12 protein-coding genes are annotated in these 12,200 nt (G+C 68.5%); 7 read left to right on the forward strand and 5 right to left on the reverse strand.

Annotated features, from left to right (window positions below):
* Positions 1-111 precede the first annotated feature (111 nt).
* The 3 genes from CHAN_RS13535 (at position 112) to CHAN_RS13545 (ending at position 2,047) form a co-directional block, all read left to right on the forward strand.
* Positions 112-603 carry a MarR family winged helix-turn-helix transcriptional regulator gene (locus tag CHAN_RS13535; RefSeq protein ID WP_048740659.1) on the forward strand — a complete coding sequence of 164 codons (492 nt, stop codon included), beginning with the start codon at positions 112-114 and terminating at the stop codon, positions 601-603.
* A gap of 90 nt (positions 604-693) precedes the next feature.
* Positions 694-1,605, forward strand: coding sequence for a universal stress protein (locus CHAN_RS13540; protein WP_048740656.1), 912 nt, complete (start codon positions 694-696; stop codon positions 1,603-1,605).
* Positions 1,606-1,627: 22 nt separating this feature from the next.
* Entirely contained in the window at positions 1,628-2,047 is a 420-nt protein-coding gene (locus CHAN_RS13545) for a hypothetical protein (RefSeq protein WP_290290578.1), read from the forward strand.
* Positions 2,048-2,167: 120 nt separating this feature from the next.
* Here the strand turns inward: CHAN_RS13545 and leuS are convergent, their stop codons facing one another.
* Complete coding sequence (gene leuS / locus CHAN_RS13550) at positions 2,168-5,113, reverse strand: leucine--tRNA ligase (protein WP_290290580.1); 2,946 nt, start codon at positions 5,111-5,113, stop codon at positions 2,168-2,170.
* Positions 5,114-5,186: 73 nt separating this feature from the next.
* Here leuS and CHAN_RS13555 point away from each other — a divergent pair, with 73 nt between their 5' ends.
* Together CHAN_RS13555 and CHAN_RS13560 are read left to right on the forward strand one after the other, a co-directional pair.
* Entirely contained in the window at positions 5,187-5,903 is a 717-nt protein-coding gene (locus tag CHAN_RS13555; protein WP_290290581.1) for an SdpI family protein, read from the forward strand.
* A 374-nt stretch (positions 5,904-6,277) separates the two neighbouring features.
* Positions 6,278-6,646 carry an immunity 22 family protein gene (locus CHAN_RS13560; protein ID WP_290290584.1) on the forward strand — a complete coding sequence of 123 codons (369 nt, stop codon included), beginning with the start codon at positions 6,278-6,280 and terminating at the stop codon, positions 6,644-6,646.
* 58 nt (positions 6,647-6,704) lie between these two features.
* Here the strand turns inward: CHAN_RS13560 and CHAN_RS13565 are convergent, their stop codons facing one another.
* On the reverse strand, positions 6,705-7,628 hold the full coding sequence (locus CHAN_RS13565; protein ID WP_290290586.1) for a YwqG family protein: 924 nt from the start codon (positions 7,626-7,628) through the stop codon (positions 6,705-6,707).
* 210 nt (positions 7,629-7,838) lie between these two features.
* Here CHAN_RS13565 and CHAN_RS13570 point away from each other — a divergent pair, with 210 nt between their 5' ends.
* A complete protein-coding gene (locus CHAN_RS13570; RefSeq protein ID WP_290290587.1) occupies positions 7,839-8,828 on the forward strand; it encodes a bile acid:sodium symporter family protein in 990 nt (329 codons plus the stop codon).
* 97 nt (positions 8,829-8,925) lie between these two features.
* Positions 8,926-10,065: a DUF695 domain-containing protein gene (locus tag CHAN_RS13575; RefSeq protein ID WP_082144314.1), complete on the forward strand. Its 1,140-nt coding sequence runs from the start codon at positions 8,926-8,928 to the stop codon at positions 10,063-10,065.
* 222 nt (positions 10,066-10,287) lie between these two features.
* Here CHAN_RS13575 and CHAN_RS13580 read toward each other — a convergent pair whose 3' ends face one another.
* From CHAN_RS13580 to CHAN_RS13590, 3 genes are read right to left on the reverse strand one after another with little or no spacing between them, the layout of a single operon-like run.
* Positions 10,288-10,644 carry an AzlD domain-containing protein gene (locus CHAN_RS13580; protein ID WP_048740641.1) on the reverse strand — a complete coding sequence of 119 codons (357 nt, stop codon included), beginning with the start codon at positions 10,642-10,644 and terminating at the stop codon, positions 10,288-10,290.
* On the reverse strand, positions 10,644-11,411 hold the full coding sequence (locus tag CHAN_RS13585) for an AzlC family ABC transporter permease (RefSeq protein WP_290293548.1): 768 nt from the start codon (positions 11,409-11,411) through the stop codon (positions 10,644-10,646). Before CHAN_RS13585 ends, CHAN_RS13580 begins: the two co-directional genes overlap by 1 nt.
* A 55-nt stretch (positions 11,412-11,466) precedes the next feature.
* Positions 11,467-12,108 (reverse strand): YqgE/AlgH family protein, encoded by a 642-nt coding sequence (locus CHAN_RS13590; RefSeq protein ID WP_290290592.1) that lies wholly within the window; start codon positions 12,106-12,108, stop codon positions 11,467-11,469.
* Positions 12,109-12,200 lie beyond the last annotated feature (92 nt).

Raw genomic sequence — 12,200 nt, forward strand, 5'->3', positions numbered from 1 at the left:
AGCAACGATGCTGCAGCCCCTCCGCGCAACCCTGTGTTTTTCATAATAACTAGCGGTTCATGACTATTTTGCACTGGGAATGACGGCCGCCCTTTGACTACGATTGCGCCCATGACCGAAACGAAGCAGGCTGCGGCCGCCGCAGCCGGAGCGATGACCCCGCTGGGCCTGGCCAAGGAAATTCGCCCCCTGCTGACCCGGGCCGAGCTGCTCTACAGCCGGCGCTCCGAAGAGTCGCAGCTGAGCCGAGCGCAGCTTTCCATCATGATGACGCTCGACGCCCTCGGCCCGTGCCGCATCAACCAGCTGGCGCAGGCGGAGGCCATCCGCATGCCCACCGCATCCAACGCCGTCCACCACCTCGAGGACGCCGGCATGGTCGAACGCGTCCGCGACACCCAGGACCGCCGCGGCGTCCGGGTCGAATTGACCGATAAGGGCCGCTCGGAGCTGCACCGCGTCTCCAACGAGCGCGACGAGCAGATGGCGAACATGTTCGCGGCCCTCTCGCCCGAGGAGCTGGAAGTCGGCGCGCAGCTGGTGCCCATTCTCAAGCGCATCCTGCAGACGTACGGGGAGGACCGGGCGGCGGCCGCGGAGTAGAAGGCGGCTAGGCTGGTCGGTGCGACGTTGACGTGCGCCGATCGGGCGCCCGAACCCCGCCGCGTTCCGGCACAGCCCCAGGAGGATCGCATGCCGCATAGCCCGCTCCGCATCTTGGTTGCGTGGCGCCCGGGCCGCAATGGCCCGGAGGCGATGGATTGCGCCGCATGGCTGGCGCGCACCTGCGAGGTCCGCATTCGCGTGGCCACGGTGCTGTCGCGCGGCTGGCCCCTGACGTCCCTGGCGCGCCTGTCCGACCACGATTCGTGGGTGGAGCGCGAGGGCCGCAATTCGGAGCGGTCGGCGCGCGCGGCCCTGAAGGCCGCCGGGATCCGCAAGGGAATGCTTGACGACGAGCCCTTCGTCAGCATCGAGTCCTCTTCGGAGGCCACGGCGCTGACCAGGATGGCCGAGGATTTCGGCGCGGACGTGATTCTGCTGGGCAGCGAGGCGAATTCGCCCGCCGACCGGTTCCGCGCCGGCTCCACCGCCGATGCGCTGCTGCATTATTCGCCGATCGCGCTGGGCCTGTCGCCGCGGGGCCGGAAGCTGTCGAAGAACGGCGTGACCAGGATCAACGTGTCCTACATCGATACGCCGCAGTCGCACACCGCACTCAAACGCGCGGCCGACTACGCGATGAAGTGGGACGTTCCGCTGCGGCTGCTGGCCTTCACCCCGCGCGGCGCGACCATGTACCCCACCGAGCACGGCTTCGGCTCGTCCGCGGACCTGATGATCGAATGGCGCGAACAGGCGCTGGCCCTCATCGACCGCGGCATCGACCGCGCCCACACCCGCTACCCGAACCTCCACGTCGAGGCCGACGTCGGCAGCGGCCACGGCTGGGAGGAGGCGCTCGGCGCCCTGAAGTGGAAGAAGGGCGACCTGCTGGTCATGGGGTCGTCGACGCTGGGGCCGTTCGGGCGGGTGTTCATCGGCTCGTCGACGAACCAGATCGTGCGCCATTGCCCCGTGCCGACGCTCATCACGCCGGCGTAGGGCCCGCGCGTATGGTGAGGGCATGCGCGACGCCCGGAATGACCCTTACCCCGAAGACGACGACCCGCTGAAGCACCTCGAGCGCAAGGAGTACTCCTGGCGCCCGGCGGTGAAGTACGCGGCCGCCGTCGTGGGCGGCACGTTCCTGGCGGCGATCATCATCGGCGTGATCAGCGCCATCATGGGCGGCCCGAACTGCGACGACGGCTCCCACGTGTTCATCTGCTCCCGCTGGGCCGAGCTGGCGTTCCCGCTGGTCCCCGGAGCGGTGAGCCTGTTCGGCGCGCTCGGCTGCTTCTGGATCACCTATCTGCGGTGGAAGTCCTTCGGCAAGTGGCGCCCGTGGCTGGCCATGTGCTGGGTGCTCATGTCGTGGACGCTGGCGTGGATGACGTCGACGTTCTCCATCGCGATGTTCGGCGTCCAGTCCGGCACTCCGTGACGGCGGCGCGGGGCGCCGCCCCGCGGGCGTGTCCGTGACGGCGGCGGGGGAGAGGCCCCGCCGCCGCTCGGGCCACGGCGGTAGTGGCCCGCCGCTAGGGCGGCGCTCCTGCTTCCGCCCCTACTTCTTCACCACCACGTTGACCATCTTGCCGGGCACGACGATGACCTTCGCCACGGTGCCCTCGGCGGTGTACGCGGCGACCTTCTCGTCGGCCAGCGCGACCGCCTCGATGTCCTCGCGCGACGCATCGGCGGCGACGGACACGCGCGACCGCACCTTGCCGTTGACCTGCACGGGCAGTTCGACGGTGTCGTCCACCAGCCACTTCTCGTCGGCGACCGGCCACGGGCCGTGGGCCAGCGACTCGTCGTTGCCCAGGCGGGACCACAGCTCCTCGGCGATGTGCGGCGCCACGGGGCCGAGCATCAGCACCAGCGGCTCCACCGCGGCACGCGGCGCGCCGGTGCCCGAGTACTCCTTGGTCAGGTAGTTGACGTACTCGATCAGCTTCGCCACGGCGGTGTTGTCGCGCAGGCCGGCGTAATCCCCGGTCACTCCGTCGATGGTGCGGTGGAGGGCCTTGAGGTCGTCGTCGTCAAGCGCGGCGTCGGTGACCGACGTCCCGCCGGTGGCCTCGTCGACCACCAGGCGCCACGCGCGCTGCAGGAAACGCTGCGCGCCGACCAGGTCCTTCGTCGCCCACGGGCGGGAGGTGTCCAGCGGGCCCATGGCCATCTCGTAGACGCGCAGGGTGTCGGCGCCGTAGTTGTCGCAGATGTCGTCGGGGGAGACGGCGTTCTTCAGGGACTTGCCCATCTTGCCGTACTCCTGGAAAACCTCCAGGTCAGCGCCGCCCTCGCCGGCGCCCGGGATGAAGAACTTGCCGTCGCGCTCGACGACGTCCTCCGCCGGCTGGTACACGCCGCGGGAATCGGTGTAGGCGAAGGCCTGGATGTAGCCCTGGTTGAACAGGCGGCGGTACGGCTCCTTCGACGTCACGTGGCCGAGGTCGAACAGCACCTTGTGCCAGAAGCGCGAGTACAGCAGGTGCAGCACCGCGTGCTCGACGCCGCCGACGTACAGGTCCACGCCGCCCGGGTCGCCGGCGCCGTGGACGTCGGGGCGCGGGCCGGTCCAGTAGCGCTCGTTGTCGATGTCGCACAGCGCGTCGTCGTTGTTCGGGTCGATGTAGCGCAGCTGGTACCAGGACGAGCCCGCCCAGTTGGGCATGACGTTGGTGTCGCGGCGGTACATCTTCGGGCCGTCGCCGAGGTCGAGTTCGACGTTGACCCAGTCGGTGGCCTTGGCCAGCGGGGCCTGCGGCTCGGTGTCGGCGTCGTCGGGGTCGAAGGTGACGGGCTTGTAGTCCTCGACCTCCGGCAGCTCGACGGGCAGCATCGACTCGGGCAGCGGGTGCGCCACGCCGTCCTCGTCGTAGACCACCGGGAACGGCTCGCCCCAGTAGCGCTGGCGGGCGAACAGCCAGTCGCGCAGCTTGTACTGGGTGGTGCCGCGGCCGGTGCCGCGCGCCTCGAGCCACTCGATGGTGGCGGCCTTCGCGTCGGCCAGGCCCAGGCCGTTGATGTCCAGGCCGTCGTCGTTGGCGGAGTTCACGGCCTTGCCTTCGCCGGTGAACGCCTGCTTTTCGACGCCCGCGGTCTCTCCCTCCGGCGCGTTCGCGGGAGCCACCACCTCGCGGATGGGCAGCCCGAAGGCGGTGGCGAATTCGTGGTCGCGGTCATCGTGGCCCGGGACGGCCATGATCGCGCCGGTGCCGTAGCCGGACAGAACGTAGTCGGCGATGAACACCGGGATCCGCTCGCCGGAAACCGGGTTGGTCGCGTAGGCGCCGGTGAAGACGCCGGTCTTCTCCTTGCTTTCCTGGCGCTCCAGGTCGGACTTGGCGGCGATGGAGCGTCGGTAAGCGGCGACCGCGTCCGCCGGGGAGTCCTCGCCGAGGGTCCAGCGCGGGTCGACGCCGTCGGGGTAGGAGGCCGCGACGAGCTCGTCTACCAGGTCCAGCTCGGGGGCCAGCACCATGTAGGACGCGCCGAACAGGGTGTCGGGGCGGGTGGTGAAGACCTCGATGTCGCGGGAGGTGCCGTCGGCGGCGGTGGCCTCGAACACGACCTCGGCGCCGCGGGACCGGCCGATCCAGTTGCGCTGCATGGACTTGACCTTCTCGGGCCAATCCAGCAGCTCCAGATCGTCGACCAGGCGATCGGAGTAGGCGGTGATGCGCATCATCCACTGGCCCAGGCGCTTGCGGAACACCGGGAAGTTGCCGCGCTCGGAGCGGCCCTCCGCGGTGACTTCCTCGTTGGACAGCACGGTGCCCAGGCCGGGGCACCAGTTGACCATCGAGTTCGAGCGGTACACCAGGCGGCGGGCCTCCAGGGCGCGCTCGCGCTCCACGCGGTCGAGGTCATCCCACGCGCGGCCGTCGAACTCCGGCGGCAGGGCCACTGCGCCGGAGGCGTAGGCGTCGACGAGCTCTTCGATGGGGTGCGCCTTGCCGTCGCGCTCGTCGAACCAGGAGTTGTAGATGCGCAGGAAGATCCACTGCGTCCACCGGTAGTAGTCGGTGTCGGTGGTGGCGAAGGCGCGGCGCTTGTCGTGGCCCAGGCCCAGGCGGCCGAGCTGGCGCTCCATGTTGGCGATGTTCGCCTCGGTGGTCACCCGCGGGTGCGTGCCGGTCTGGACGGCGAACTGCTCGGCGGGCAGGCCGAAGGCATCGTAACCCAGCGTGTGCAGCACGTTCGCGCCGCGCATGCGGTGGAAGCGCGCGAAGACGTCCGTGGCGATGTAGCCCAGCGGGTGGCCGACGTGCAGGCCGACGCCCGAGGGGTAGGGGAACATGTCCTGCACGAACAGCTTGTCGGCCGGCAGCTCCGCGCCATCGGCCGGCGCGAGATCGCCGACCGGGTTGGGGGCGTGGAAGGTGCCGCGCTCCGCCCAGCGCTTCTGCCACGCCGCCTCCACCTCGGCGGCGACGGCCGGCGTGTAGCGGTGGCCGGTCTCGGGGGCGGTGGTGCTGTTGTCGGTGTTCCCGCTGTTGGTCATGGGTACACAGCATAGTGGGCGGGTGGCTGCGGCGATTGCCGTGGTGGCGCCTCGGGGCCCTATATTGGAGTCCATGATCGTGATTCCGGTGATTTTGCTGGTCGTCGCCGTCGCAGTGGGCGTGGTGGCGGGTCTGGCGTGGTCCGCCAGCCTGCCGGGCAACGGGTACGTGGGCATCCGCGCCCCCGAGGCCCGCAAATCCAGGGAGAACTGGGACATCACGCACCGCGTCGCCGGCCCGCCGTGGGCCGTGTCGGCGTTGGCGTTCGCCGGGTCGGCGGCGCTGGCGTACGTGGCCGTCCAGCCCGATGCGTCGGGATGGATGTGGCTGTGGGTCGCCGTGACCGGGTTGCTGGGGCTGGCGATGCTGGGCGTCGGCGGCGCCATCGGCTCCCACACGATCGCGCTTTACGACGCCAAGAAGTCCGCCGAAGCCGAGTCCGACGGATGCTGCTCCTCCGGCGGCTCCGACGGCGCGGGTGCCGATGCCGCGTGCGGTTCGGGCTGCGGCTGCGGGTCCGCCGAGGCGGATGCGTGCGATTCGGGCACCGCCGGCACTGACGCCACGGCCGCCAAGTCGACCGCCGCGGACGCCTGCTGTTCGGCCGATTCCACCGCCGCCGGTGCTCCTGCCACCGGTGCCTCCGCCGCGCCCCGCGATCCCTCCGCTGACTGCGGCGTGACCGGCGGCTGCGGCTCCTGCGGTCTCCACGGCATGTGCGAGGGCGGCGGGAGCTCCGTAGATCGTGAGGCGCTGCGCCGCGCCGCCCGCGCCAACGACGCCGAATAGGCCAAATTGAGGGAACGCGGGCCGTCGCAAAGCGACGGAGGTTGCGGTTCAGAACGCCTTTTCGCCCCAACGCACTTCGCCTTAACCCACCCGGTATTGGGAAGGCCGGGCCCACCGTCCTGCCTTAACCCACCCCGAATGCGCTAACCCACCCGCTGCAGCGGGTGGGTTAGCGCATTCGGGGTGGGTTAGTGCAGCTCATGGAGAATTCGGTACGGGGCGGCAATGGACGGATCGTGTGGCAGCCGGGTGAAGGGTGTCGGAATCCGACGATTTGACCGGCACCGTCGACCGGAGAAATGCCAAGATGGAGGCCAAGTCTTGCCGGCTGGTTCTCGGCCGGCGGGTCCACCTGGATCACGAAGGATAAGCCGATGCTGGAAAAGGAAAACGTCGTCTCCATTTGGTGCGGCAATTTCGACACCGAAGAAGAGTTGCTGGAATACGTCGAACCCGAATTCGATGACGACGACGATAATGCAACCAGCGAATTTCTCAACGATTTTTCGTTGGATTGGTACGACGAAGACTTCGCGGAAGCCAGTTTTGACCTGGATGACGATATTGCCCTCAGAGTGAGGGAACACTCATACGGGGAAAGTTTCGACGTTCGACTGGATGAAGATATGCGGCAATTTTCAGACTGCAACTCCCTCTACCTCATCTACGATGTAGACGCCAGTGGAGCCGCATCGGATCGGAGCAAGCTCACTTTCGTGGGCGTCTACGCGTACCGGCGATAGGGAAAATATGGGCGGCTGACCATGGTTTAGCTGGGCTCAGCCCTGCCCGGCTCCCGAGTCAACTGCATGCCCACTGCGCCAGAACACGGGAAAAATCCCGGTTCTTCAAATCTTCCTTGCGAATGAAGAGATTCAGCGTGGCACCATTTAGGCTGATGTCCATATCGTCGACGTCGCCTAAGGGAAACGTAAACGTATCACCATCCAATAGGAACAGCAGGGTATCCCATTCCGTCAAAGGCCTCCCACTTCCCTCACCGCATGGCCGAGGGTCATCTTGGGCAAATCTCGGATATCCTCCGATCTTGCAACCTCCGATATTGATCTTCTCCCTGATTTCATCCACGAGTTCCCGCTCATCGGACATCCCATCGGCCAAGCCATCGGGCATGTATTCTTCCGGATCCCCGTCGGGAAGGCGCGATTTCAGCGCGTCGGCGAACAATGGATCAAAGCGAAAATCACTTTGGCTCAAGGCTTCGAGTTCGATGGGCAGGAACTCCATTTTCAAGGGCCTGTCGGGAGTGCGCCACGGTTCCGTGTCGTCGTCCCACGCCCGCGGCATTTTCGCCAGACACTCATCTTCGGTGACCGTCTCATCCACCGACGGATGATAAAGCACGCACCACTGCCCCTGAACCGTTCCGTCATCCTCCGCGTAGAGACCGAAGCCACCATCATGATCGAACTCCGAAAGAAAGATCTGCAAAATCCCCTCATCGGGAAAATCGCCCATTCGCGGCATTTGGGCAAAGTTCACTTGAGCACAGAGCCATAACATTTGACCGTCAGCCCCCGTCGGATACTTGTCGCCGTGCGGCAAATATGGAATTCCGCCCAAGTGACTGTCCGCTATGCCAAAGGATCGGCCGCTGAACCGCAGATGACATGCGGGCTCTTGATTCTCTGCCTGAATCTCCTCCACGATTTCTCGGCACACACGGATTCTCTCCATGGTTGACGGTTCATTTTCACGGCTCATCGTTGTTTCCTCCACGCTGTCGCTTCATTCTCCGCCGGGGCTTTCGGTCTGGTCAAACACCCCATCATCGACGACGCCGCGGACGAGGGGCCGAATCCCGCTGATGGCCGAACCAGGGCGCACGCCGGGACGTCGTAAAGCCATCGCGCCCGGCCCCCGAACCGCCGTAACCGCCTCGCCCGGCCGGGGCAGGGGATAACCTTGTTCCCCATGTGGAACCGTCTGCGCTCATGGCGCCCCGATCCCCTGATCGTGATGATCATCCTCGCGGTGGTCATCGCGATTTTCCTGCCCGCGCGCGGTGCGTTCGCGGAGGGCTTCGGCATCGCCACGAAAATCGCCATCGGCCTGCTGTTCTTCCTCTACGGCTCCCGCCTGAGCCCCCGGGAGGCCCTCGATGGCCTGAAGAACTGGCGGCTGCACCTGACCATCCTCGCGCTGACGTTCGTGCTGTTCCCCATCATCGGGCTGGCGCTGAAGCCGCTCGACATGGTGCTCGCGCCCGGGCTCTACCTGGGCATCCTCTACATGACGCTCGTGCCGTCGACGGTGCAGTCCTCGGTGAACTTCACGTCCATCGCGCACGGCAACGTCGCCGGGTCGATCGTCAGCGCCTCGGCGTCGAATCTGCTGGGCATCGTGGTCACGCCCGTCCTGGTCATGGTGCTCATGGCCACCGGCGACGGCGTCAAAGTCGACGGCTCGGTGTTCCTGGACATCTCGCTGCAGCTGCTGCTGCCCTTCGCCATCGGCCAGGTGCTGCGGAAGTGGACGCTGAAATTCGCGGCGGCGAAGGCCACGAAGAACGTCGACCGCATCTCCATCGCGATGGTCGTCTACGTCGCGTTCTCCGAAGGCGTCGTCGAGGGCATCTGGTCGCGGGTGCCGCTGATGGACATCCTGATCCTGTGCGTCCTGTCCGTCGTGCTGGTCGAGTTCATGCTGCGGATCTCCGGGTTCATCGCCCGCCGCGCCGGCTTCGACCGCCGCGACCGCATCGCCATCCAGTTCTGCGGCTCCAAGAAGTCGCTGGCCACGGGCCTGCCGATGGCCGCCGTCATCTTCGGTTCCGGCGGCGCGGGCGTCATCATCCTGCCGCTGATGATCTTCCACCAGATCCAGCTGATGATGTGCGCCGTCTACGCCGCCCGGTGGGGCCGCGAATTCGAGGAACGCGCCACCGCGGACGCCGTCAGCTGACGGCGGACGCACATCTGCAGCACACCCTGAGAAGTGCCGCCGCGTGGCGTAGCGTTGTTCAAGATCAACGCAGGCAGCCGATGAAGGGAACGCCACCATGACCGAAACGCCGGGGAGCGCCGGAGACGCCGGATTCGACGGGGTGTGGGGCTGGACCCGGTCCAGTTCGCGCGGCGATGGCGGCGCCCCGCGGGGCAACGCGACCCGCGATGGCGCGATCGCGGCGTTCTGGGATTGGTGGGCGGCCGAGGGGGCGGACCGTCTCGACGGCGCGTTCACCGGCGGCGCCGATTTCGGCGGCGGTGGTTTCGGCGATGCCGAGCCGATGGACATCCAGGCGGAGGTCGGCCCGCGCATTTCGGCGATCGACGAACGCCTGGTGTGGGGTTTCGGCCCGGGCGAGCCGTTTTCGCGCCACCTGCTGACGGTCACTGCGGCGGGCGACCCGGAGGTGCGCCACATCGCGCGCCGCTGGCTCAATGCCGCGCCCGACGACGGCCCGGTGTGGTCCTTCACCGACCTGCGCACGGCCGAGCCCGTCTCCACGGTGACGTGGGCGGGCCATGAGATCGACCCCGCCGAGGCGCGGGTGGCGGTCGCCGCGGGCCAGGGCGTCGCGGACGTGCGGTTGTACCACCCGGTGTTCAAGAGCTTGGCGGCCGCCGGCGAGGAGGGGGAGCGCGACGTCGCGCACGTCGGTTTCATGCTGCTGCAGCTGGCGCTGGGGGAGGAGGACTTCGGGCTGTGGCTGCGGTCCTTCGCCTTCGCCGCCGAGGAGCCCGAGGGGGCGATGGCGCTGTCGGATCTGCCGGCGTTCATCGACCATCTGGCCGGGGCGTGCCCGCGGTGGCTGACGCTGCAGGGGCAGGCCGACGACAAGCCGGTGATGGTGGGCACGCGCGCGCCGCTGTCGCCGCTGATCGGGCCGCTGTACACGCGGCACGTGGTGGTGCAGCTGCTGTTCGCGGATGTGCTTGACGACGGCCAGGCCGCCGAAAGTTCGGCGAAGGCGCTGGCTGACTTCGGGGAGGATGCGATGGCGACGCTCGCCGATGACGGGATGGTCGTCGCCGCGGAGACCGCCGACGGCGTGCGCCTGCTGCACTTCTACGTCGACCCGGAAACCGATGCGACGGAGCGGCTGGCGAACCTGGTGGACACGTGGACGGAGGGCGACCACGAGATCGTGGCCGCCGAGGATCCGGCGTGGGAGCGGGTCGGCCACCTGCGGGCCTGATCGGCTGTTCGGCGTGTTCGGACGGTTCGGCCGGTTCGGCGCTATTCCGGCGCACGGGGTGCGGTAGCGCGAAAGTGCAGCCACTCGATTTGGCCACCTGGGCTTTTATCGCCGTTCACGTGGCCAGTGACTGCATCCCGGGTCCAACTCCGAGCGGCTTGTGACGCCAACCGGCACGTGATGCCAAGCGGGGAGCGAGACCGCGCCCCGAGCCCCGGCGCCTCAGGCCACCACATTGACCAGCACCACGTACAGCGCGGTGCCCACGAGAATGCTCACCGCGGCATTGCGGCGCCACAGATGCAGCGCCACCGTCGCCGCCAGCGCCAGGGGAGCGGCCCACCACCCGCCGGGGTCCCCGCCGCCCCCGGCTCCATCGCCGCCGACCAGCCCCATCCTGCCGACGAGCGTGTACGCCACCAGCGCCACCATGACGCCGACGGGCATGGTCACGCCGAGGAACCTCACCAGCTCCGAGCCTCGCAGCACGCGGATGAAGGCGAACGGCGCCCAGCGCAGCGCAACCGTCACCGCACCCATGACCAGCAGGGACACCAGCACGTATCCGTAATCGGGCATCACGGGGCCTCCCCTGGACGGTCGGTTTCGGCGCGGTCGGTCCCGGCGCGGCCGGCGTCGTCAAGCGAAACGGGCCCGGGCCCCCGGCCCCACCGCAGGGCGCGGTCCAGGCGCGGCGACCACACGCGCGTCAGCAGCACGCAGAAGTACAGGATCAGCCCGATGACCAGCATCTGCCCAGGGTCCACCAGCCACCCGACGGCGACGCACGCCAGCGCCGACAGCGGCAGCGACCAGTCGCGGTTGAGGCGGAACGCATCCACCGCCAGGACGGTGAACAGGGCGGTCAACGCGAATTCGAAGCCGACCAACCCCTCCGGCAGCGCGCGCCCCGCCACCGCCCCGGCGATGCCCGGCGCGACCCACATGATCTGGCAGGACAGCTGGATGGTCAGCAGCCGCGCGCCCGTCAGCGGCGGCGCCCCGGCGGGCCGCGCCGACGCGATGGCGTAGGCCTCGTCCGTCAGCGCATACGTCGAATACGCCCGGCCGAGCCGCCCGCGGATCACGTCGCGCGGGAACGTCAGCCCGTAGAAGATGTGCCGGAAATTCACCATGAACGCCGTCACCGCCGACCCCAGCAGCCCGGCATGTGCCATGACCAGGCCAATCGCCAGGAACTCCATCGACCCGGCGTACACCAGGATCGAGAACACCGGCGTCCACCACCACTCGAACCCCGTCTGCGTCACCAGCACGCCGAACGCCAGGCCCAGCGGCACCAGCCCCAGGCCCACGGGCCACGCTTCGGCGATCCCGCCGCGGATGGGGTGCGGGTCGGTCGGTGGCGGGACGGCTTCACGACGCCCCCGCGCCCTCCCGTCAGTTGTCACGGACGTCCACGGGGTACGTCGAGTACAGCGGCAGCGGCCACGGCTGGCGGCGCATGACGTCGCCCCACACGTCGGCCGGCCCCGGCGCGAGCACGTCGCTGGGCAGGGCGGGGGCGACGAACCAGTCGCCGCGCTCGATCTCGTCGTGCAGCTGGCCGGGCGCCCACCCGGCGTAACCGGCGAACAGGCGCGCGCCCTCCAGGTGTTCGGTGACCTCCGCCGGCTCGACGCCGAGGTTGACCAGCGCGAACCGGTGGGCGAGCTTCTCCAGCAGGGGAGCGCCGGTGCCCTCGTCCAGCCCCTCCGGGACGTCGGCGCCGGTGCGCAGCACGCCCACGCACACGGGCTGGGTCTGGTTGACCGGCCCGCCGACGTAGACGACCGGCGGCTTCGACATCAGGTCGGCCCACGGCTGGAGGACGTTGTGCACCGGCGTCTGCGACCGCGTGGTCAGGTCGACGCCGAGGGTGCCGCCTTCGTCGTGCTCGATGATGAACACCACGCTGCGGGCGAATTCCGGCGACTCCATGCCCGGGGCGGCGACGAGCAGCATCCCCGCGGCGGGGTCGTTGCGCTCGAGGCAATTGAAAAGGCGGTCTCCGAAAAGGTTCTCCTGCTCCACCCCGCCCATTATGCCCGCCGCCCCCGGCGGGCCGACAGGCACGGGGGCCGTCCCGGGCCGTCTCGGGCCGTCCCGGGCCGGTCCGTGCGCGCAACGGTCGT

It is taken from the genome of Corynebacterium hansenii, from assembly GCF_030408795.1.
Taxonomy (GTDB): domain Bacteria; phylum Actinomycetota; class Actinomycetes; order Mycobacteriales; family Mycobacteriaceae; genus Corynebacterium; species Corynebacterium hansenii.